This window comes from Nocardioides sp., assembly GCF_041393715.1.
In the GTDB taxonomy this organism is placed as follows: domain Bacteria; phylum Actinomycetota; class Actinomycetes; order Propionibacteriales; family Nocardioidaceae; genus Nocardioides.
The window spans coordinates 304,863-325,352 of record NZ_JAWKJQ010000002.1 but is presented as its reverse complement, the minus strand read 5'-3'; the positions used below and the strand labels follow the sequence as shown (position 1 = coordinate 325,352).

Here is a 20,490-nt window from a genome sequence, read left to right as displayed (position 1 = left end):
CGACAGGCTACCCACGCGAGGGCGGGTGCAGGGTGGAGGCGAGCCGGTGAGCGGCCCACGGATGCGACGCAGCGAGCAGCCCCGCGGCGGCCAGCACGTAGTCGGCGTCCACGGCCACCCGCGGGTCACGGGGCAGCTGCCAGCCGCCCTCGATGTCGGCGCCCGTGCTGCCGGCGAAGACCCGGGCGGCCACGCCCGGCCGCCCGGCTCGGAGCACGCCACCCGACCCGACCAGCAGGTCGACCTCGCGCAGGTCCTTGCCGGTGCGCTCCACGACCCGGCCCTCGGGGCTGAGCACCACCCGGCTGCGTCCGGCATGCCGTCGCAGCGCCAGACCGATGGCGGCCCGCGCGATCGCCTCGTCGATGTCGGCCTCGTGGTCACCGTCGGGGAGGTAGCCGGGGTCGTCGTGACGGCGCGCTGCCGCGTCGGCGTACTCCTCCAGCCCGGCCTGCTCGACCGTCGTCACCGCCGACCAGCGCATGCCCAGGTCACCCTCGACCGTCCGGGTGACGGGCGTGGTGGCCACCACCTCGCGCCCCAGGCCGCTGTCCTCGGGGTCGACCTCGACCACGGAGTGCACGTCGGTGGTCGCGCCCCCGACGTCGACGACGACCACGTCGCCCACGCCCGGATGCTGGGCGCCGAGCCCGCGGGCGAGCAGCTCGACCCCGGTCAGCACCACGTCGGGCGTGGCCCCGCGGACCATGGCGGTGAAGTCGGCCCGGGCGCTCAGGTGCTTGCCGCCGATGACATGCACCAGGAACATCTCGCGGATCGCCGCCCGGGCACTGTCCGGCGTCAGCACGCCGATCCGGGGAACGACGTTGTCGGCCAGCACGTACGGCGTCCCGGCCGCGGTCAGGATCGCCGCCACCTCCGGCTGCGCCTCGGCGTTGCCCGCGACCACCACCGGGCCACGCCAGCCGCACGACACCAGCTCGCGGGCGCAGCCCAGCAGCGCGTCGGCGTTGCCGCCGTCGGTGCCGCCGGTGAGCAGCACGACGTCGGGCGTGACGCCGGCGACCTCGCGCAGGTCGTCGCCGCGGCTGGCGGAGAACACGCCGACCACCTTGCCGCCGCTGGAGAGCGCGACCCGCTTGCCGGCCTCGGCGGTGACCAGCTCCTCGTTGCCGACGACGGCGATCCGCAGGCCGCCACCGGCGCTGGAGCAGGCGAGCACCGGCGCGGTCGCCGCCCGCGGGTCCTGGGCGACCAACGTGCTCAGGCAGGCGTCGAAGCCGTCGAGCACGTCGGTGTCGATCGTCGTCGGATGCGAGGCCGCGGCCGCGATCCGGCCGCCGGCGAGGTCGACCAGCGACGCCTTGGTGAACGTCGACCCGAAGTCGACGCAGACGGCGGCCTCGGCGTCGGCAGACAGCGGGTCGCCGACGGGCCGTGCGGCGACTGGCCCGTCAGCCACCGGCGCCGCCGAGCGCGCGGTCCAGGTCGGCGAGCAGGTCGTCGGCGGTCTCGATGCCCACGGAGAGCCGCACCAGGTCGGCCGGGACCTCGAGGTCGGTGCCGGCGACCGACGCGTGGGTCATCCGACCCGGATGCTCGATCAGGCTCTCGACGCCGCCCAGCGACTCGCCGAGCGTGAACACCTCGGCGCGGGCGCACACGTCGAGCGCGCGCTGCTCGCCGCCGGCGACCCGGAAGCTGACGATGCCACCGAAGCGCCGCATCTGGCGGGCGGCGATCTCATGGCCCGGGTGATCCGGCAGCCCGGGGTAGAAGACCTCCGTGACCTGGGGGTGGTCGCTGAGGAACGCCACCACCCGCTCGGCGTTGTCACAGTGCCGGTCCATCCGCACGGCGAGCGTCTTCAGGCCGCGCAGCACCAGCCAGGCGTCGAACGGTCCGGCCACCGCGCCCAGGGAGTTCTGGTGGAAGGCCAGCTGCTCGGCCAGCTCGAGGTCCTTGACGACCAGCGCCCCGCCGACGACGTCGGAGTGGCCGCCGCAGTACTTCGTCGTGGAGTGCACGACCACGTCGGCGCCCAGCGTCAGCGGCTGCTGGAGGTACGGCGACGCGAAGGTGTTGTCGACCACCAGCAGTGCGCCGGCGTCGTGGGCGATGCCGGCCAGCGCCTCGATGTCGCCGATGCCGAGCAGCGGGTTGGTGGGCGTCTCGACCCAGACCAGCCGGGTCTCCCCCGGGCGGATCGCCGCTCGCACCGCGTCGAGGTCGGCCGCGGGCGCAGGGTCGTGCACCAGGCCCCAGGCGGCCTCCACCTTGTCGAACAGCCGGAAGGTGCCGCCGTAGGCGTCGTTCGGCAGCACCACGTGGTCGCCGGGGCGGCACAGCGTGCGGACCAGGGTGTCCTCGGCGGCCAGCCCGCTGGCGAACGCGAAGCCAGCCTCCCCCTCCTCGAGCGCGGCGAGGTTGCCCTCCAGGGCGGCGCGCGTCGGGTTGCCGGTGCGGCTGTACTCATAGCCGCCGCGGAGCCCGCCGACGCCGTCCTGCTTGTAGGTCGACGTGGCATAGATCGGCGGGATCACCGCGCCGGTCATCGGGTCCGGCGCATAGCCGGCGTGGATCGCCCGGGTCTCGAAGCCGGACTTGGACCGGTGCTGCTGCTCGCTCACCCTGGTGACACTAGTGCGCGGGCCCTCCGAGCCGTCACTCGGCGAGCTCGTAGTCCAGGGTGATCCGGTGGGTGCCGTCGGCGTCGATGACCAGGGCGCCGGTGCCGGTCAGGCCGGCCAGCGCGCCGGTGCCGCTGCCGGGCACGATCACGAACAGCTCGTGCAGTCGCTCACCGTGACCCAGCGTGGTCGCGGAGTGCACGAAGTTGAACGTGCCGCCGCGTCCGTCGACGGCGCCCTCGAACGACTCGGTGGCGACGTAGGTCCCCACGCCCGACTCGTTGTCGAAGCAGAACGAGAACTGGGTGATCGACCGACCCTCGAGGCCGCCCTCGAACCGCTTCACCATGTGCGCGTGGCCGGTGTCGAGGGCGGTCTCGATCTCGGGCGTCCAGGCGGACGGCGTGAAGTCGTCGACGGTGAAGGTGCAAGAGGTCTGGGTGCTCGGCATGGTCAGCACCCTAGGCCCGACGCGCCCCCGTGCTCGACGCAAGGCTTTCGTCATACTTTCCGGGATGGGTGTGGTGCCGCCGATCGTTGCACCAGATGAACCCACGAGAACGAGGAGCAAGACGTGTTCTTCACCCGCACCGCCAAGCCGATGCCGACCGCCGAGACCGCGCTCTCCGGCCGCACCTCCCGCCCGTTCCCGCTGGCCGAGCGCCACCTGGTCCTGGACGCCCCCCTGGTCACCGACGAGGTGCCCGACGGCTATCAGGTGGCGATCTTCGGGCTGGGCTGCTTCTGGGGTGCCGAGGAGGTGTTCTGGCAGGTGCCGGGCGTGTGGTCGACCTCGGTCGGGTACGCCGGCGGGCTGACGCCGCACCCGTCGTACGAGGAGGTCTGCAGCGGCCGCACCGGTCACACCGAGGCCGTCCGCGTGGTCTACGACCCGGCGCGGGTCTCCTTCGCCGACCTGGTCACGGCGTTCCTCGAGGTACACGACCCGACGCAGGGCATGCGCCAGGGCAACGACGTCGGCACGCAGTACCGATCGGCGATCTACTGGACGACCCCCGAGCAGGAGACGGTCGCCCGCGACCTGCTGGCGCGCTACCAGCCGGCCCTCACCGAGCGCGGCTACGGCGAGATCACCACCGAGGTGGCCCCCGCACCGGACTACTACTACGCCGAGGACTACCACCAGCAGTACCTCGTCAAGAACCCGCACGGCTATCGCTGCCACTCCGCCACCGGGGTGCGGTTCCCCGCGGACGGCTGATGGCGCTGGAGCTGCGGCCCAACTGCGAGGGCTGCGACAAGGACCTGCCGCCCGAGGCGACCGAGGCTCGGATCTGCACGTTCGAGTGCACGTTCTGCAACGAGTGCGTCGACAGGCTCGACAACGTCTGCCCCAACTGTGGGGGCGGCTTCAGCCCACGTCCGATCCGCCCCGCTCGGGAGTGGCGGCCCGGGCTGTCGGTCGGTGAGCGACCGCCGTCGACGCTGCGGGTGCACATGTCGGTCAGTTGGGACGAGGCTGCCGAGCTCAGCGCCCGGGTGCGCGACATCCCGCCTGCCGAGCGCTGAGCCGACGCCGTACGCCGGCTCCGCGGGCGTGGCAGGATCGCCGCATGGCCCACGTGAGCGACTCCCTGGCTCGATGGCACGCGGTCGTCGAGTCCGCGGACCCCAGCGCGGTGCCCGGCCTGCTCGCGGAGGATGCGGTCTTCCGCTCCCCGGCGCTGTTCGCGCCCCAGGAGGGTCGTGCGGTGGTGGCGGCCTATCTCGGCGCGGCGATCCAGGTGCTGGGTCCGGAGTTCCGCTACCACCGCGAGTGGGTCGGCGAGGAGTCGGCGGTGCTGGAGTTCACCTCCTCCGTCGAGGGTCGCGAGAAGTGCACGGCATCGACATGATCACCTGGGACGGCGCCGGGCAGATCGCCGAGTTCACGGTGATGGTGCGGCCCTTCTCGGCGCTGCAGGCCCTCATGCAGGCGATGGCCGCGCAACTGTCCGCGTGATCGTCACGATCCGCGTGACGATCGGCACGCGGAGCGTGCCGGTACGCAGATCCCTCACCGACGCTCGTCTACATTCTCGTCTACACCGAGGATATGGCCTCCCCGACACCTCACCACAGTGCGCGTTCGGCGCCCAGACCGAGCGCCTGCAGTCGCTGCCAAGGCGCGGCAGACCCGGCATCGACGTGCTGCATGCTGCGATCGACGCGCCGAGCGGCAAGAGTTTCTCCGCGGGCTGAGTGAGGACTACCAGCAACTGCGCAACGACCCCGAGCACTGGCAGGATTACCTGGCCGAGCGTCAGAGTGGGACGCTCGCGTGATCTGGCGAGGCGAGGTCTACGAGGTCGATCCCTGACCAGGCCGATCGGGCACGAGCCCGCATTCCGGACGCCCGGGCGTGGTGGTCACGGTGGACATCCTGAACAACAGCCCTGGCCAGTTGGTCATCGTCGTGCCCATCACCTCGGCCTTCTACCGCCTGCGCAACCACATCGAGGTCGAGCCCGGGGCCAGCGGACTTGATCACACTTCCTACGCCCGCTGCGACCAGCTGCGCGTCGTGTCGACCGAACGGCTGGCTGCTCGGCTAGGGATGATCGCGCCCGACCAGATGCGAGACATCGACCAAGCCTGCGCTTCGTACTCGACCTGTGACCAGCGTGAGACCCGTCCATACGAGCGAGCAGCGGAGCGCTCTCTATCTCACAAGCCGATGGACGTGCGGACACTCACGACTTGAGGAGCGTGGCGTCGTCGGGGGCTACTAGCGAGCGTTGGGTAGTCCATTCCATTCGCGCGCCAGCAGGGCGTACTGATAGTCCGTCGACCCATCCGAGGTCGGCGTGCCAGAGTCCTCGACTCATGCTGCTCACGCCTCATACCGGCCTTCTCCAGCACGCGCACCGAGGCGATGTTGTCGGCATTGCACCCGGCCACCACCCGGCGAAGCCCGAGATGATCGAACGCGCCGCTAGGAGACCGAGAGCCAGATCGCTGGCCACGCCTCTTCCAGTGAACTCCGGATGGACGATGTAGCCGATGAGCCCATCGGTGCCGGTGGGCATCCCGGGCTGACCGGTGCCGTCGACAATCTCAAGGAACCCCATCGCGGCGACCGTCCCGTCCAGCTCGGCGACACGGCGTCGGTCTGGTCGGGCACGGCTAGCCACTCTCGCCGAAAGGCCTCCGGGTCCACGCTAGTGCGGATCATGAACCGGTTAACCTCAGGTCGTTGCGGAACGAGAGCAGCCGCTCGATGTCGGCCGCGCCGGCCTCTCGCAACACCAGCGAGCCAACGTGCATCGGCCACGGCGTCGGGGTCACACCCCGCATGAGATTACCCGAGTCGACGTCAGTCACCACAGCCGGGTTTGTGAGCGCCGCCAGCGGCGCTGGCTGAACCGGAGCCGCCATGAACTGGCCGCGGTGTGACAAGCCCGCAATGGCGGTGTTTGTACGCAGCGGCGGCAACCCCAAAGCGCATGGTCACGCGGAGCGTACCAGTTGTGGGATGAAGTCACGCGGAGCGTGCCGGTGCGGATCCCGTACCGCGCTCCGCGAGCCTCCGTCATCACGTCGGGCGAGTCTTCATCAGGCGAGGGGGACGGTGAACCATTCGGATGCGACGAAGAAGAGGCCGGCAGCCTTCAGCAGATCTCGCTTTGGCTGGTCATGAGGGCCGCGGACGACGACCACTCGGACGGCACCGCAGGCGCGCCCAGCCTGTCGCTGCGTCGAGAAGGGCAGCCCCGGAGGTCTCCCAACGGTCAGGTGAGCTGACCGTGAAGTCGTCGATGAGCGAGGACAAACCCCGGGGTCGTAGACCGGGGGTGCCGACAGAGTGGTGATGATGACGAATCCGTCCACCGAGCCATCCGCCGCTTCCATGCCTGCGAAGGTTCCGACTTCGGCGTCCTCGACGAGATTCGCGAGCCAGGGCTGATGGACCTTCGCGGCATTGGTCGCCGGACGCTGGAACACCGGCGCGTGCGGCTGGTACTCGCGACGGCACTCATCTCGGCCAGCTCAACCATGCGCTCGACGTCGAGTTGCGAGGCCTCTCTGGGAGCCATGCCTTGAAGGTAGCAACACGGAATCGTGGCCGCCGCCCACAAGCGGGTAGTCACCCGGAGGCCGGAGGGTGACCCGATGCTGGACCGGTACGCCCGCGACGATCGGCACCGGGAGTCCGGGTCGCCGGGTTCCCGCGCGGCACCGCAACCAAGCGAGTTGCTCAGGACATCACAGAGGTGACGGTTCTCATGATCGGAGGCAACCCGATGGCCACCATGGTCTGCGCCAACTCCACCTCTCCCGCCGCGGAAGTTCTGGGCGCGGCCTCAGCCATGGGACCCAGCGGCGCCGATGCCGCGTGCGACCCGATCGGGCCAGCCCCACCCCGGACGAGTCCATCGGGGATCCACGGTCCCGGCGTCACCGATGATCGCCCTTCTGATCGCCGTAGCCCGCGCTCCCCTCCGGCTGCGGCGCCACCACCGAGGAACCTGGAGCTGGCACCACCGGCCCGTCGGCCACCGCGACGCCCTCGTCCACGCCCACGCCATCGCCCACCTGATCCGAGACGGCCACCCTCACCCACGGCACCGGTGACGCCGACCAGCACGCGGGCCCGCGGGCTACCGCTCGCTGACGCTGGGCATGTCCTCTGCCGACGCCGTCGCCACCGGCCAGCTGGCAGAGGTCTGCACTCGCGGTCTGGGGCGGGTCGTGAAGGGCCACCCGCAGGCGGCGGTGTGCCTGACCAAGGAGGGCGGCCTGATGGCGATCTTCGCTGATGCGACCATGGCCACTCCCGAAGGCATCCACCTGGGCAGCACGCTGGCCGAGGTCAAGGCCGCGTACCCGAGTCTCAAGAAATCGGTCGACTTCTTCTACGTCCCGATCAACGCGACCTCGAGGTATGAGTTCCTGATCACCGTCGACTCGAAGACGGTTTACGAGTGGAACCTCAACACCACCAGCCAGACGTGCTTCAACTGACGGTGGGGCGTCCTGTCCGTTCCATGCCGGCCGTCGGATTGCGTCAAGCGGAAGAGCGAGGCCGGTGGATGACATTCGAGTTTCGCAACGCCTGAACCCAGCAGTCGGAGATCGGTGGGGTCAGGGCAGTCACTGACGAACTTGAAGCAGGCCCGCAGGTCTCTCACTCTGGCAGCGCCGACGGCATCCAGCGCTCGCGGTCCGCACAACGATCCCCAACCGGTCACCCTGCGCGATTCAGGTTTCATGATCAGGCTGCCGCGATCCACGGCATCCCCCGCTGGGGGACGCCGTGCGGCGACGCGGGCGACCACGGAGCGCGGGCGATCAGGATGACGCAGCCCCTTCCCTTCGTGGTTTCTCCAATTCGATCGGTGCGGGCAGCCCTCCAAACGAGCTGTCCTCTCGGTCGGGGCCGATTCGACGCGTCCGGATGGGCCAGAAGCTGAGGTCGCCGAACACTCGGATCAGGGAGGGGACGAGCAGTGCCCTGACGACGAAGACGTCGATGAAGAGTCCAACCGCCATCGCGAACGCGAGCTGTCGGAACGGGAGGAGCGGCACGATGGCCAGGACACCAAAACTTGCGCCCAAGGCGGACCCGGCGGCCGCAAGCGCGCGCGTGGTGGGTGGGCTCACGGTGACCAAGACCTCGGGGACTTCTCGCTCAGGGACCTGGTCCCAGATCTTGCCGACGGAGAAGACGTTGTAGTCGGATCCGAAGGCCAGCAGAAGCACGGCGGCCGCGAAGGGGACGTAGAAGGTGAGGCCCTGGCCGGGTGCTACGGACTCGAAGACGCTCGTCGTGATGCCCAGCGTTGCCGCCACCGAGAGCACCGATGCGGAGAGGAGGTAGGTCGCGGCCACGGCCCCACGCAGGAAGACCAGGAGCAGCAAGAAGTTTATGAGAAGCGCAGCGAGCGCGATCCGGGCCAGGTCGGCCTCGGTGGAATGGACGATGAAGGACGCCGCCTCAGTATCTCCGCCGAGGCCTTCATCACGAACGCCTTCGAGGCCACTGGTCCGCAGGATTGCGGGTAGCCGTCCCCTCAGCTCGTCGACATGCCCGATCGCGGCCGCGCCGAGCGGTTGGTCGCTGAAGACGATGAGGTATCTGACGGCTCCGCCATTGGGGGCGAGGAAGACGTTGTACCTACGGCTCACGGGGAGGTCGGCTGGGCCGAGCACGCCGGCCACACCCGGCTCAGCCCGCAGCTCGTCACCCAGGGTACGGAGAGCCTTGCCTTGTCGAGCCAGGCCGTCGCCCTCGACGAGCAGGATTGTAGGGGACAAGATGCCGTCGGCGAAGCCGAGCTGCGCTTGCGTTGCGGCCCGGCGCACCGCGGTGTCTTGGGGCAAAGAGGCAACAAAGGAGACCCCGAGGTCCATCCGTGACACGGGAGTGGCCGCGGCGACGAGGGCCAGGACGCAACCGAGCACCACCATCCCCGCGACCTGACGGTCGGCCGCGATCCGAGCGATGATCCCCTCCAGCACGCGCGGCCGTCCCTGCCCGACCGGGACTCGAGGCTGGGCGCCAGGCCAGAAAGCCGCTCGGGCCGTGACCGCCAGCAGAGCCGGCAGCAGGGTCAGGCACACCAGCAGCGCAACTATCACGGTGAGGACGAGCGGCGGTGCCAAGGCGCGGAAGAACTGCGACGCGGCCACCGCGAGCACACCACTGCCGAGGGCGACAGCCAGGCCCGCGGTGGCAACGATGTGAGCCGACCTGGCGGTCGCCCCTTCCACGGCATCCCTCGGGTCGTCGATGCGCGCGCGCTCTTCCCTCAGCGATGACATCAGGAAGACCACGTAGTCGGTCGACACCCCCAACAGCATGGCTACGACTACTGGGCGCAACTCGGCCGGTGTGGACAGCCCCAGGAACCTGTCCGCGATTGAGGCCAAGCTGAGGGTCATCAGGTAGCCTACGCCAGCCACGAACAACGTCAGCACCGGAGCCACCAGCGAGCGGAAGGCGATGCTGACGATGGCGAGAATCGCGATCATCGTCCAGAGCTCGACGGTCGGAAGCTTCTCGGAGATGATGTCGCCCTGCTCGGCACGCGCCGGCACCGAACCGGTCACACCCACCGTGTTGTCCCGGGGTCCGAAGTAGCGGTCGGCGTACCGTTGCGCGGCACGGCGCTGGCGTCCGACGCTGGCAGTCGGGTCGACCAATAGATAGGTCAGGGCCGTGGTGCCGTTCTCGCGCGCTCCCGGGAAGAGCTGGAAAGAATTGGTCAGCGGGATGGCGCCCAGGATCGGGGCGACGTCCGGGTAACGCCCCTCGTTCACGGCCACCGCGTTCGTGACGGTCCTGGCCTGGTCGTACACCGACAGTCCATCCGGGTCCCGCTGCACCAACGTGGTGCGGGCCAACAACGGGAACCCGAACTCGTCCAGGGATCGCAGCTCGGTCTGTATCGATGGGGTTTGGGGGTGAGCATGCCTTCGAAACCGTTGCTGTCCTCCAGCTCGCCAGGAGTCCACACGATGGAAGCTGCGACCAACATCGCCCAGAACCCGATCACGACCCATCTCAGCCGGACCAGCAGACGCGCATACGCGCGGCCCACCCGCCCGCGCCGAACGCGATCACGGCCGGCGCAGGGCACCACCCGCCGACTCATGGTCGGGGCCTGGTCAGCCCCAAACGCTCCAACTCCGCGTCCGCGAGAGCCCGCGGATCGGCGGCCAAGAGCCTCCACGGATCGCCGGTGATCGCGCGGATCTCCCCATAGCTCAGGTGAGCGACCGCCCGAGCACCCAAGTAGCGGTTCAGCCCATCCTCGTCGGCATGCCGGAGCAACGCGGCGCGGATCGTACGCACGTCCCGACGCCGCGCCAACCGGAGAGGGAGGTAGAGCCCGAACACCGGGGCCATCGGGACCGCAATGATGGAGATGCCGAGCAGGACGGCCAGCTGGCGCAGCTCGCCTTTGACCTCCTGGCCCCGGACCGTGACCTCCTGCCCCGTTGCTGTCACGTCAGCGCCTACCGCAGCAGCGTCGTCACCCACGACCGGGAGAGACCCGAGTTTCGTCAAAGCTTCGCCCGAGGAATGCAGCGCGGTCCCCGAGACCGCCAGAGTGTCACCCACGTCGGCCACCTGCCACAGGGTCACACAGGTCCACACACCGATGAGAAGCCAGAAGGCCACCCAGACGAGGTTCAGCGAGTCGAGGAGCCGGACGGTGGAGGCATCGGCTGCCCTAGCATTCAGCTGCATGGGACCTCCCGATCAAGGTAGGCGCATAGTACGCTGAACCCGGCCGAAAGGGGTCGATGACAATGCCCGACGACAAGGAAGTCGACCCCCGCAGAAGTCGGGCGACTCGACGCCCCAGACGCCCTCCGGCGCGCCCTCGTCGCCTCTCCGGATCTGGCTCCCGGCTGCCGCCTTCCTGGTTGGTGCACTGATCGGTGGCATCGTCGTCGGTGTGGCTTCCGGCAGCGCCGATGGGCAAGAGTCGGGAGACTCGCCTTCGGCTGCGGACAGCACTGCAACCGCGAGTTCGCCCGGTCCGCAGGACACTACGGTGGTGATCCCCGAGGAGTGCTCTCTCGCTTCGGACTCCGTCCAGGAGGCCGTCAGCCTGCTACGCGAAGCGGCCGGCTACGTGCGTGACTTCCGCCCCAAAGAACTCCGCCAAACGCTCGACGACCTCGAGACCACCGACGCCGAGCTCCGCGACCACGCAACCAAGTGCTCCGACATCGAAGTCAACACCCCTTCACCCGAATAGCAATTGGCTGACAGCCCTCGCAGTATCACCCCCTCTTCGCCGTCCCATGACGACAGGCCGGGAGTCGCGATCGACTCGGTCTCGCTTGCCGAAGGGGCTACCGGCGCCCCCGCCACTACGGGCGGACGAAGACGCCCATGCGCCCAGCAGACCGGAAACCGTTTCTCGCGTAAAAGGCAGCAGCACTGCCGTCACGAGCAGTAAGCAGATACCAGTGCTGCACCTCCCCGAGTCGCTCTGCGAGCGCCTGCAGTATCCGCGTGCCATGTCCCCTCCGCTGCTCCGAAAGGCGTACGCACATCTCCTTGAGCAGGAAGTGGTCCTCGGCGCCGAAGCGCTCCAGGTGACCGAGGGCGAATCTGAGGAGCCTGCCGCCGTCATCCAGCAGGCAGAGACCAACCGCCCGTGGGGTAGTCAGGAACTCGCCCAGCCGCTGCGCGGCGTCATCGGCCCGCCAGGATTCATTCCAGGGCGGGGCGCTGAAGGTCTCGATGTAGAGGGACACGCAAGGGGCGAGGTGCGCGCGCGTCATGGTCGTGATCACGCGCGAAGGGTCTCACGCCAGCTGGACGGCTGCCATGCCCACATCGGCTGCCGTTCGTCCCCTAGGCCGAACCGCCACCGGCGAGCGCCGATCGCTCCGGCGCCGTCGGGCTGGTCGCGTCGACAGCCGATCGGCGAGCCGCGATGAGGTGCAATTCAGCCTGAGCAGTCGACTGCGACCGCGAGGGCGGTGCAGATCTCACGCATTCGGGGCTCAGCCACTCTCCCGAGACGTTCGACCAGGATCGCAATCGAGACGCTTTCGACTGAGTCGAGATTGACCACCGAGCGCAGCGGCACCGGGTCGTCTCCGGGTTCGAGAAGCACCTCGCTGGCGAGACCTCGGATCGTGGTCGTACATGGGGCGATCAGGGCGCGGCGGTGGCGCGGAATGACCGCGTCCCGCGACAGAACGACGACGGGACGACGACCGATCTCGGCCATCTCGCACCACCACACTTCCCCGCGTTCGGGGAGGTTGGTCATGACGCTGCGACCGCGCGCCTGAACGAGGCTAGGTCTCCCCATGCGTCTGGCGCATCGAGCGGGTGGGTGTCGTATGCGGCGTAGCTGGCGTCCACTTCGGCAGAGCGATGGCGGGCCAGCAAGGCGGCCAGGGCTTCATCGACAAGTGCGGAGTCGGGCTTCCCGGACGCCTTGCGCGCGTGATCGAGGAGTTCGGCGTCCACGGTGGTGCTCAGGCGTGTGCGACTCATGGCATAAGTATGCCACGCCCATTGCTGGGCTCCGACCTCGCGTGCCGGGTGACACCCGCAAGCAGAACTCGCTCCGGGAACCCCGCCGGCGGGTGGCCCCACGCAGGATCGACGCCCCGGATGACCCGTCCGCAACGGGTCACCGGTGACCGCGCGCGATCCGGGCAGGGCCCGGTTGGCGGCGTACCCGACAATGGAGCCATGCCCGAGGAGCCCGACCAGCCCGAGCGGCCCGACCAGCCCGAGCCGCGCGGTGTGGACCTGCCCCGCAAGGCGGTCGCGCGGACGGCACGGCTCGCGGCGCTGCCGCTCGGCTATGCCACCCGCACCGCCGTCGGGCTGGGCAAGCGGCTGGGTGGGCAGACCGCGGAGTCGGTGGCCAGCGACATCCAGCAGCGCACCGCCGAGCAGCTGTTCCGCACCCTGGGCGAGCTCAAGGGCGGGGCGATGAAGTTCGGGCAGGCGCTGTCGGTGCTGGAGTCGGCGCTGCCGGAGGAGGTCGCCGCGCCCTACCGCGACCACCTCCGCAGACTGCAGGACTCCGCGCCCCCGATGCCGACGCAGACGGTGCGCCAGGAGATCGAGAAGGAGCTGGGTCCCGACTGGCGAGAGCAGCTGGTCTGGCTCGACGGCGGGCCGGCCGCGGCCGCGTCGATCGGCCAGGTGCACCGGGGCCGGTGGGCCGACGGGCGCGAGGTGGCCGTCAAGGTGCAGTACCCCGGCGCCGGTGAGGCGCTGATGAGCGACCTGCGCCAGCTGTCGCGGCTGGCGCGCGGCGTCTCACCGCTGTTCCCGGGTGTCGACGCCAAGCCGCTGATCGCCGAGATCCAGGCGCGGGCGGCCGACGAGCTCGACTACCACCTGGAGGCCGAGGCGCAGCAGGCCTTCGCCGACGCGTTCGCCGACGACCCCGACATCATGGTGCCGCCGGTCGTCGCCGCCGGCACCACCGTGCTGGTCTCGGAGTGGCTCGAGAGCCCCCAGTCGATCGCGGGCATCATCGCCGAGGGCACCCGCGAGGAGCGCGACCACTACGGCGAGCTGCTCGTCCGCTTCCTGTTCAGCGGTCCGGCGCGCACCGGCATGCTCCACGCCGACCCGCACCCCGGCAACTTCCGGGTGATCCCCCACGCCGACGGTTCACCGGGCCAGCTGGGCGTCCTCGACTACGGCGCGGTCGCCCGGCTGCCGGAGCGGCAGCTGCCCCGGGCGATGGGCACCCTGATGCGGATCGCGGCCCACGAGCAGCCCGACCGGCTCGTCGACGGGCTGCGCGCCGAGGGCTTCATCCGCGACAACGTCAAGGTCGAGCCCGAGCTGGTGCTGGCCTACCTCGCGCCGTTCGTCGAGCCGACCCGCACGGAGCGCTTCCGCTTCTCGCGGGAGTGGATGCGCGGGCAGTTCCAACGGCTCAACGACCCCTCGGACCCGACGTTCGCGATGGCGACCAAGCTCAACCTGCCCCCGAGCTACATGCTGATCCACCGCACCTGGCTGGGCGGCATCGGGCTGCTGTCACAGCTGGAGGCGGAGGCGCCGTTCCGGGCGATCCTCGAGGAGTCGCTGCCCGGCTTCGCGGACCCTCGGTAGCGCTCAGAAGCGCCGAGCGTTCTCCACCGACACCAGCCGGGTCGTCTCGCCGGTCGACGCCTCGAGCACGCCGGCCGCGAGGTCCAGGAAGTACGCCGGCCCGGGGCCGTAGTCGACCTCGTCGGTCCCCTGTCCCCCGCGGATCACCTCGCTGAGCGAACCGAAGCTCTGGGGGAACACGTCGTCACCGGCGCCACCCGACACTGCTCTCGCGCCCGAGAGCTGGTCGTCGCCGGCCCGCCCCCGCAGCAACACCGTGTCGAGGTTGCCGGTCAGCACGTCGGCGAACGGCGTCCCGACCACCACCTCGACCTCGGCGACGCTGTCCGACCCGCGCCCGGTCGCCGTGCCGCGGGTGAGGTTGACGCTCACCGGCCCGCCGCCACCGCTGAACCGCAGTACGTCGACCCCGGCCCCGCCGCGGAGCACGTCGTCACCGCCGCGACCGTCGATGACGTCGTCGCCCTCGAGGCCGCAGATCACGTCGTCGCCGGGGGTGCCCACCAGCACGTCGGGCCCGGGGGTGCCGGTGATCGTGCAGGCCCGCGCGGTCGCGCGTCCGGAGACCAGCACGCCCTCGGACCGCCCGCGAGCGTTGACCGCGACGACCTCGACGGTGGTGCCGAAGGCCGTCGGCACGGCGGTGGCCACCTCGAAGGACCGTGCCGCCGCGGGAAGCCGGACCGTCTTCCGGGTTCCCACCTCGTCGGGCGCGGAGCGCTCGGCATAGCTGACGTCGTAGCCGGTCACCGGGCCTCTCCCGGTCCGGGCCGGCGCCTGCCACGCGACCGTGAGCCGGTCCGGCTCGGCCCCCACGGTGACCTCCCGCGGAACCGACGGCACCCCGTCGGCGTAGACCAGGGCGTTGGCGGTCCATGGCCAGTCGGCGTCGCTCGGCCCCTGGGCATAGGCCCCCACCAGCAGCCGGTCGCCCGGCGTGGCGACCACCCCTGCCGCGTCGCCCGGGCTGGGCTCGAGCCGCCAGGAGTCGCTGGCGGGGTGGTAGGCCCACGCCCCGTGCGGCCAGTCACCGCCGTCGGCGCGCCACACCAGCACCCGGCCCGAGTCGAGGGCGACGATCCGGTCGCCGGGGTAGCGCAACGGCGCCGCGTCGGCCCAGGTGTCGGTCACCGGGTCGAACAGGCGGGACTCACCTGCCCGGACCGACAGCACCCGCCCGTCGCCGAGCACCGCAGCCAGCCCGCGGGTCGAGCGCACCCCGAGGCCGCGCAGCCTGTTGGTGTCGGGGTCGTAGACCATGTCGGCGAACCCGCGGTCGGTCCTGAGGGTCGTGAAGACCCGCCCGTCCGGGAGCGCCAGCGGTTGGGTCCCGAGACTCCCGCGGGGATAGGACGCGGGGCTCCACGTCTCGTCCGCCGGGTCGAAGACGGCGTCGACGCCACCCGTGGCCAGCACCCGGCCGTCCGGGAGCGCCACCAGGGCGCGAACCGACCGGGCCCGTGGCAGGCGCTGGGTGCGGTGCCAGGCGTCGGCGACGGGGTCGTAGATCGCCGACCACCAGGTGAGCCCGCCGGACCAGCGGTGCCGACCACCGACCATCAGCACCCGGCCGTCGGCCAGCACGACCCCCTGCTGCTGGCTGCGTACGCCGCCCGGCAACGGCGCCGCGCTCGACCAGCTGTCCGTCGCCGGATCGTAGATCTCGGTGGCGTCGGTGAACCACCGCAGCTGCCACGCGACCCCGGGATCGGGCGCCGCGGTGTAGCCGCCGGCCGTGAGGATGCGGCCGTCGGCCAGCCGCAGCCACGGCGCGAAGGCATGCGACTGGGCCGGCGCGGCGGCCGGCTGCCGGCCGAGGTCGGCGTAGGAGAGGGTCGGCACGGCGACCAGGACCAGGGAGACCGGCACGAGGGCGGCCCACAGCAGCGCGGCGGCGCCGCGGCGTAGCCTCATCGGATCCCCATGTCTCCTCGGAGCAACCCCCGCTCGCGGCCCTTTGTACCGACATCCGGGCCCGGGATCAACGAGCGACGCCCCGGTCAGTCACCCACCCAGACGCCGCGACCGCCCCCCCCGCCACCCTCGGAGTAGGCCGCCGGGCCGCGCGAGCCGAGGTAGGAGCCGACCACGGCGGCGCCGAGATCGTCGAGCTCGGGGGCGATGACCCGGCCGTCGACCCGGTCGGCCATCTGTTGCACGAACCTGGCCAGACCGGGGTCCTCACCCAGCCGGAAGAACGTCGTCTGGGCGCCGAGCCGAGCGGCGGCGTCGAGCTCGCGCACCGCGTGGGCGATGGTCAGCGGGTGCGGTGGGTAGGCGAAGAACACCTCGCCGTCGGACTCGAGATGGGAGGTCGGCTCGCCGTCGGTGACCACCAGCAGCACCGGCTGCGCGTTGGGGTGCTTGCGGAAGTGCCGGTTGGCGAGCAGCAGCCCGTGGTGCAGGTTGGTGCCCTTGTCCCAGCGGGCGTCCAGCGCGGTCAGCTCCTCGATGTCCATCACCTGGGCGTGACGCCCGAAGCCGACCAGCTGGAGGTGGTCGCCCCGGAACCGCGAGCGGATCAGCGTGTGCAGCGCCAGGGCGGTGCGCTTCATCGGCACCCAGCGGCCGTCCATCGCCATCGAGAACGACGTGTCGACCAGCAGCGCGACCGCCGCCTGGGTGCGCGCCTCGGTCTCGACCACCTCGACGTCGTCGACGGTGAGCCGGACGCCGCCGCGGGGGTCGCCGCCCTCACCGACCACCCGGCGTACGGCGTTGCCGACGGTGCGCGTGACGTCCCACGGCTCGGTGTCGCCGAACTCCCAGGCGCGGGTGGCCCCGGACCTCTCCCCCGCCGCGCCGGCCAGCCGCACGTCGCGCTCCCCCTGCCGCGCCGAGGACCGCTCCGCGACGTCGCGCAGCAGCGCCTTGCCGAGCTGGCGCATCGCCTTGGGCGAGAGCCGGAGCTGCCCGTCGGTGCCGCGACGCAGCAGCCCGTGGTCACGCAGCGCGCGCTCCAGCTCCTGGAGGGTGCGGGCGTCGACGGCGGCGTCCTCACCGAGCTGGCGGCGCAGCGCGTCGAGGTCGACGTCGTCGAGCCGCGCGCCGCCGTAGGACTGCGAGAGCTGCTCGGAGAGCGCGTCGAGCTCGGCGAGGTCCTGCAGGACGCCGGTGCCGTCGCCCAGCCCGAGCCCCTGCTCGCCGCTGAACTGCTCCGAGCCGTCCCAGTCCTCGCCGGGCCGCAGCGAGCGGAGGTTGCCGTCGAGGCGGCTCAGCGACTCCATCAGCTGCGGCGACCCGAACGCCTGGCCGGCCAGCGCCTCGAGCTCGGCCCGCTGGTCGGGTGACATGGAGCTGAGCATCCGCTGGGCGGCGGCCGAACGCGCGGCGAGGGCATCGAGGAGCTCGTCGACGCTCTGCGAGTCCTCGGGGAAGAAGTCGCCGTGCTTGTCCATGAACTCGCGGAACTGCTCGTCGGTGTCCTCGCCGCGTGCGTGCGCCTCGAGCAGGTCGTTGAGGTCGGACAGCATCTCCTGGACGGCGGCGCGGTCCTCGTCGGTGGCGTTCTCCAGCGCCTGCTTCATGCCGGCGAAGCGCTGATCGAGCAGCTCGCGGCCGAGCAGGTCCTTGATCTGCTCATAGGCCTCGCGGGCGTCCCCGCTCTGCCAGTCGTACGACGACAGCTCGGTGACCGCAGCGGCGGTGGAGGCGGGCAGGTTGTCGAGCTGCATCTCCCGCAGCGCCCGGTCGCCGTCGTCCATGGTCACGTCGCGGGCCAGCTGCTTGCGCTCCTCGAGGACCGCCCGGTCGAGCAGCTCCTTGACCTGCTGGAGGGTGCCGTCGAGGGAGTGCTGCCGGGTGAGCTCGCGGCGCCGCTCGGCGACCCGGCGGGCCAGGTCGTCGAGGCCGCGCTGCTCGCGCCCGCCGCGGCGCAGGAACTCCTGCATCGCCCGCTCGGCGCTGTAGCCGGCCATCACGTCCTGGCCGATCGCGTCGAGCGCCTCGGCGAGGTCGACCGGGGGCGCCAGCGGGTCGCCGCCGGCGTAGCGGCCGTAGCGGGACCGATGGTCGCGCCCGCTCGCCCGGGACATCGGGCTCAGTCCTTCACCCGGCGCACCGACGCTCCCGCCCGCACCGTGCGGGGGATCTCGGCGACCTCGTCGACGCGCGCGAGCAACGCGGCGACCTCGTCGTCGCCGGCCGAGGTGTCCAGCCGGACGGCGTACCCGATGCCATTGGAGGACCAGGTGTCGGCGTCGAAGTCGCCGTCGGCGCGGACCTCGACGCCGTGGAGCAGCACGCCCGCCTCCGCCGCCTCGCGATAGAGGTCGTTGAGGACGCAGGCGGCGACCGCCAGGTGGAGCAGGTGGGCGCCGGTGAAGTCGGTGACCACCGAGACGCCCTCGTCGGTCCACGCGTGGGGCAGGGTCACCCCCTCCGCCGCTCGCAGGGTGCCGGCGCCCGCGGTCACCGCGAAGCGACGGGCGCCGATCTCGGCGACGCGCTCAGCCATAGACCGTCTCACCGCCCGCCGAGTCCTTGCCGATCTTGCGGGCGAGGTAGAGCCCCTCGAGCGCCAGCTCGAGCGCCGAGGCGCGGGCGCCGTCGGTCTGGGCGTCGAGGCGGTCCATCACCTGGTCGTAGAGGTCGGACTCGCCCAGCACCGGCAGGCCGGCCAGGAAGTCGCGGGCGGCGACCTGCTCGCCGGTGGTGACCAGCGCGCCGGCCTCGATCGCGTCCACGAGCAGCGCGAAGTCGATGCCCCGCAGGTGCTGGCGGACGGTCTCGGCGGTGGCCGTGCGCAGCAGGTGCGTGAGGATCTCGGCCTCACGACCCTCCTCACCGGTCTCGAACTCGACCTTGCCGCCGAGCACGTCGACCGCGGCCTCGAGGTCGACCAACCGGGCCACGCCCTGGTCCTCCCCCTGGGACGTGGCGCGGTGGAGCGCCGCCGCCGCCGTCGTCTCGGCGCCCGCGATGGCGAACCGCGCGGAGACCCCCGAGCGCTGGTCGACCGCCGAGGACTCCCGCAGCGCGCGGGTGAAGCGGGCCAGGATCTCGACCAGGAAGTCGGGGACCTCGGCGACGAGGTGGGCCTCCTGGCGGATGACCGCCACCTCGTCCTCGATCTGCACGGGATAGTGGGTGCGGATCTCCGCGCCGAAGCGGTCCTTGAGCGGGGTGATGATCCGGCCGCGGTTGGTGTAGTCCTCGGGGTTGGCGCTGGCGACCACGAGCACGTCGAGCGGCAGCCGCAGGACGTAGCCGCGGATCTGGATGTCGCGCTCCTCCATCACGTTGAGCATCGCGACCTGGATCCGCTCCGCGAGGTCGGGCAGCTCGTTGATCGCGACGATGCCGCGGTGGCTGCGCGGGATCAGTCCGAAGTGGATCGTCTCGGGGTCGCCCAGGGTCCGCCCCTCGGCGACCTTCATCGGGTCGACGTCGCCGATCAGGTCGGCGACCGAGGTGTCGGGCGTGGCCAGCTTCTCGGCGTACCTCTCGCTGCGGTGCCGCCAGCCGATCGGCAGGTCGTCACCGAGCTCGGCCGCCCGGCGGCGGGACTCGGGGCTGATCGGGTCGAAGGGGTGCTCGCCCAGCTCGGAGCCTGCGATCACCGGAGTCCACTCGTCGAGCAGCCCGACCAGGGTGCGCAGCAGGCGGGTCTTGCCCTGCCCGCGCTCGCCCAGCAGCACGACGTCGTGGCCGGCGATCAGCGCCCGCTCGAGCTGCGGGATGACGGTGTCCTCGAAGCCGTGCAGGCCGGGCCAGGGGTCCTCGCCTGCTCGCAGCCTGTCGAGCAGGTTGTCGCGGAGCTCGTCGCGCAGGTGCTTCTGCTCGTGGCCGGAGGCGCGGAGCTCCCCGACGGTGGCGGTCGTCGGAGGTGTCTGAGTCACGGACTCACGCTACTGCGGACCCCCAAGGTCTTCGCTAGCCTCGGGCCACCGACCCGGGCCGGCTCGGAGGCCCCCGACAGCCGAGGCGGTGGCCGATGCGCCGCACCACTCTCACGCTGCGGCACGCCGGCGTGCTCGCGCTCGCCCTGCTGGCCGCCGGCTGCGGCGGCGGTGGCGGTGGCGATGACTCCGCCGGGGCGCCGACGGAGACCGTCACGGTGTCGGTGGCGGCGAGCGACGCGCCCTCCGACGGCCAGCGCACCCCAGGTGCCTCCGGCCCCGCGAGGTCGACGAGCCCGACCGGCTCGACGACAGGGTCGGCGAGCGCCCCGATGAGCCCCTCGGCCGACGAGACGCCACCCGACGTCGACCTGCTGCTCTCGATGGACGCGCCCCCGAGCAGCGTCTACGCCCACCACGGGCCGAACTCCACGGCCACCAGCAGCGCCGGCTACTCCGCCGACATCAGCCCCCGGGCTACCGCGTCAGGCTCACC

22 protein-coding genes and 2 pseudogenes are annotated in these 20,490 nt (G+C 71.2%); 9 read left to right on the top strand and 15 right to left on the bottom strand.

Features of this window, described 5'->3' with window-relative positions:
• Positions 1–7 precede the first annotated feature (7 nt).
• From R2740_RS04525 to R2740_RS04515, 3 genes are read right to left on the bottom strand one after another with little or no spacing between them, the layout of a single operon-like run.
• Entirely contained in the window at positions 8–1,423 is a 1,416-nt protein-coding gene (locus R2740_RS04525) for a glutamate mutase L (RefSeq protein ID WP_371301495.1), read from the bottom strand.
• Positions 1,416–2,591 (bottom strand): cystathionine gamma-synthase, encoded by a 1,176-nt coding sequence (locus R2740_RS04520; RefSeq protein WP_371301494.1) that lies wholly within the window; start codon positions 2,589–2,591, stop codon positions 1,416–1,418. The genes R2740_RS04525 and R2740_RS04520 overlap by 8 nt, the downstream gene beginning before the upstream one ends.
• Before the next feature lie 34 nt (positions 2,592–2,625).
• A complete protein-coding gene (locus tag R2740_RS04515; protein ID WP_371301493.1) occupies positions 2,626–3,042 on the bottom strand; it encodes a DUF3224 domain-containing protein in 417 nt (138 codons plus the stop codon).
• 123 nt (positions 3,043–3,165) lie between these two features.
• On the opposite strand from R2740_RS04515, the gene msrA reads away from it, so the two are divergent.
• The 6 genes and pseudogenes from msrA to R2740_RS04485 form a co-directional block, all read left to right on the top strand.
• Entirely contained in the window at positions 3,166–3,813 is a 648-nt protein-coding gene (gene msrA / locus R2740_RS04510; RefSeq protein ID WP_371301492.1) for a peptide-methionine (S)-S-oxide reductase MsrA, read from the top strand.
• Positions 3,813–4,121: a DUF1272 domain-containing protein gene (locus R2740_RS04505; protein WP_371301491.1), complete on the top strand. Its 309-nt coding sequence runs from the start codon at positions 3,813–3,815 to the stop codon at positions 4,119–4,121. The genes msrA and R2740_RS04505 overlap by 1 nt, the downstream gene beginning before the upstream one ends.
• Before the next feature lie 44 nt (positions 4,122–4,165).
• Positions 4,166–4,447: a nuclear transport factor 2 family protein gene (locus tag R2740_RS04500; protein ID WP_371301490.1), complete on the top strand. Its 282-nt coding sequence runs from the start codon at positions 4,166–4,168 to the stop codon at positions 4,445–4,447.
• A complete protein-coding gene (locus R2740_RS04495) occupies positions 4,429–4,554 on the top strand; it encodes a hypothetical protein (protein WP_371301489.1) in 126 nt (41 codons plus the stop codon). The genes R2740_RS04500 and R2740_RS04495 overlap by 19 nt, the downstream gene beginning before the upstream one ends.
• Positions 4,551–4,793, top strand: coding sequence for a hypothetical protein (locus R2740_RS04490; protein WP_371301488.1), 243 nt, complete (start codon positions 4,551–4,553; stop codon positions 4,791–4,793). Before R2740_RS04495 ends, R2740_RS04490 begins: the two co-directional genes overlap by 4 nt.
• Before the next feature lie 142 nt (positions 4,794–4,935).
• Positions 4,936–5,295, top strand: a pseudogene (locus tag R2740_RS04485) (type II toxin-antitoxin system PemK/MazF family toxin); the annotation flags it as partial.
• Here R2740_RS04485 and R2740_RS04480 read toward each other — a convergent pair.
• The 3 genes and pseudogenes from R2740_RS04480 to R2740_RS04470 all read right to left on the bottom strand — a co-directional run.
• Positions 5,259–5,510 (bottom strand): annotated as a pseudogene (locus R2740_RS04480) (GNAT family N-acetyltransferase); the annotation flags it as partial. The pseudogenes R2740_RS04485 and R2740_RS04480 sit on opposite strands and share 37 nt — an antisense overlap.
• The gene (locus tag R2740_RS04475; RefSeq protein WP_371301487.1) at positions 5,432–5,725 is read right to left on the bottom strand and encodes a GNAT family N-acetyltransferase; all 294 of its coding nucleotides are present in this window, start codon (positions 5,723–5,725) and stop codon (positions 5,432–5,434) included. The pseudogene R2740_RS04480 and the gene R2740_RS04475, both read right to left, overlap by 79 nt.
• Positions 5,726–6,146: 421 nt before the next feature.
• Positions 6,147–6,536, bottom strand: coding sequence for a hypothetical protein (locus R2740_RS04470; protein ID WP_371301486.1), 390 nt, complete (start codon positions 6,534–6,536; stop codon positions 6,147–6,149).
• Between the two features lie 678 nt (positions 6,537–7,214).
• Between R2740_RS04470 and R2740_RS04465 the strand changes: the two genes are divergently transcribed.
• Positions 7,215–7,556, top strand: a complete 342-nt coding sequence (locus R2740_RS04465) for a hypothetical protein (RefSeq protein ID WP_371301485.1) — start codon at positions 7,215–7,217, stop codon at positions 7,554–7,556.
• Positions 7,557–7,883: 327 nt separating this feature from the next.
• Here R2740_RS04465 and R2740_RS04460 read toward each other — a convergent pair whose 3' ends face one another.
• Both R2740_RS04460 and R2740_RS04455 read right to left on the bottom strand, forming a co-directional pair.
• A complete protein-coding gene (locus R2740_RS04460; RefSeq protein ID WP_371301484.1) occupies positions 7,884–9,893 on the bottom strand; it encodes an MMPL family transporter in 2,010 nt (669 codons plus the stop codon).
• A 292-nt stretch (positions 9,894–10,185) separates the two neighbouring features.
• On the bottom strand, positions 10,186–10,788 hold the full coding sequence (locus R2740_RS04455) for a hypothetical protein (RefSeq protein WP_371301483.1): 603 nt from the start codon (positions 10,786–10,788) through the stop codon (positions 10,186–10,188).
• Positions 10,789–11,098: 310 nt separating this feature from the next.
• Here R2740_RS04455 and R2740_RS04450 point away from each other — a divergent pair, with 310 nt between their 5' ends.
• Complete coding sequence (locus R2740_RS04450) at positions 11,099–11,305, top strand: hypothetical protein (protein ID WP_371301482.1); 207 nt, start codon at positions 11,099–11,101, stop codon at positions 11,303–11,305.
• Positions 11,306–11,420: 115 nt separating this feature from the next.
• On the opposite strand, the gene R2740_RS04445 is transcribed toward R2740_RS04450, so the two are convergent.
• The 3 genes from R2740_RS04445 to R2740_RS04435 form a co-directional block, all read right to left on the bottom strand.
• Positions 11,421–11,849 (bottom strand): GNAT family N-acetyltransferase, encoded by a 429-nt coding sequence (locus R2740_RS04445; protein ID WP_371301481.1) that lies wholly within the window; start codon positions 11,847–11,849, stop codon positions 11,421–11,423.
• 155 nt (positions 11,850–12,004) lie between these two features.
• Positions 12,005–12,334 carry a type II toxin-antitoxin system PemK/MazF family toxin gene (locus R2740_RS04440; protein WP_371301480.1) on the bottom strand — a complete coding sequence of 110 codons (330 nt, stop codon included), beginning with the start codon at positions 12,332–12,334 and terminating at the stop codon, positions 12,005–12,007.
• Positions 12,331–12,564 carry a hypothetical protein gene (locus R2740_RS04435; protein ID WP_371301479.1) on the bottom strand — a complete coding sequence of 78 codons (234 nt, stop codon included), beginning with the start codon at positions 12,562–12,564 and terminating at the stop codon, positions 12,331–12,333. The genes R2740_RS04440 and R2740_RS04435 overlap by 4 nt, the downstream gene beginning before the upstream one ends.
• Before the next feature lie 201 nt (positions 12,565–12,765).
• Here R2740_RS04435 and R2740_RS04430 point away from each other — a divergent pair, with 201 nt between their 5' ends.
• Positions 12,766–14,154: an ABC1 kinase family protein gene (locus tag R2740_RS04430; RefSeq protein WP_371301478.1), complete on the top strand. Its 1,389-nt coding sequence runs from the start codon at positions 12,766–12,768 to the stop codon at positions 14,152–14,154.
• 3 nt (positions 14,155–14,157) lie between these two features.
• On the opposite strand, the gene R2740_RS04425 is transcribed toward R2740_RS04430, so the two are convergent.
• From R2740_RS04425 to R2740_RS04410, 4 genes are all read right to left on the bottom strand, one after another.
• Positions 14,158–16,068, bottom strand: a complete 1,911-nt coding sequence (locus R2740_RS04425) for a fibronectin type III domain-containing protein (protein ID WP_371301477.1) — start codon at positions 16,066–16,068, stop codon at positions 14,158–14,160.
• 86 nt (positions 16,069–16,154) lie between these two features.
• The gene (locus R2740_RS04420; RefSeq protein ID WP_371301476.1) at positions 16,155–18,188 is read right to left on the bottom strand and encodes a VWA domain-containing protein; all 2,034 of its coding nucleotides are present in this window, start codon (positions 18,186–18,188) and stop codon (positions 16,155–16,157) included.
• Between the two features lie 5 nt (positions 18,189–18,193).
• Positions 18,194–18,610, bottom strand: coding sequence for an OsmC family protein (locus R2740_RS04415; protein ID WP_371301475.1), 417 nt, complete (start codon positions 18,608–18,610; stop codon positions 18,194–18,196).
• Complete coding sequence (locus R2740_RS04410; RefSeq protein WP_371301474.1) at positions 18,603–19,994, bottom strand: magnesium chelatase; 1,392 nt, start codon at positions 19,992–19,994, stop codon at positions 18,603–18,605. Before R2740_RS04410 ends, R2740_RS04415 begins: the two co-directional genes overlap by 8 nt.
• Between the last annotated feature and the right edge of the window lie 496 nt (positions 19,995–20,490).

Coding starts and splice junctions, on each gene's coding strand:
- R2740_RS04505 (WP_371301491.1), top strand. CDS start 3,813: ATGGCGCTGGAGCTGCGGCCCAACTGCGAGGGCTGCGACAAGGACCTG.
- R2740_RS04440 (WP_371301480.1), bottom strand. CDS start 12,334: ATGACCAACCTCCCCGAACGCGGGGAAGTGTGGTGGTGCGAGATGGCC.
- R2740_RS04465 (WP_371301485.1), top strand. CDS start 7,215: ATGTCCTCTGCCGACGCCGTCGCCACCGGCCAGCTGGCAGAGGTCTGC.
- R2740_RS04500 (WP_371301490.1), top strand. CDS start 4,166: ATGGCCCACGTGAGCGACTCCCTGGCTCGATGGCACGCGGTCGTCGAG.
- R2740_RS04425 (WP_371301477.1), bottom strand. CDS start 16,068: ATGAGGCTACGCCGCGGCGCCGCCGCGCTGCTGTGGGCCGCCCTCGTG.
- R2740_RS04420 (WP_371301476.1), bottom strand. CDS start 18,188: ATGTCCCGGGCGAGCGGGCGCGACCATCGGTCCCGCTACGGCCGCTAC.
- R2740_RS04455 (WP_371301483.1), bottom strand. CDS start 10,788: ATGCAGCTGAATGCTAGGGCAGCCGATGCCTCCACCGTCCGGCTCCTC.
- R2740_RS04415 (WP_371301475.1), bottom strand. CDS start 18,610: ATGGCTGAGCGCGTCGCCGAGATCGGCGCCCGTCGCTTCGCGGTGACC.
- R2740_RS04435 (WP_371301479.1), bottom strand. CDS start 12,564: ATGAGTCGCACACGCCTGAGCACCACCGTGGACGCCGAACTCCTCGAT.
- R2740_RS04430 (WP_371301478.1), top strand. CDS start 12,766: ATGCCCGAGGAGCCCGACCAGCCCGAGCGGCCCGACCAGCCCGAGCCG.
- R2740_RS04515 (WP_371301493.1), bottom strand. CDS start 3,042: ATGCCGAGCACCCAGACCTCTTGCACCTTCACCGTCGACGACTTCACG.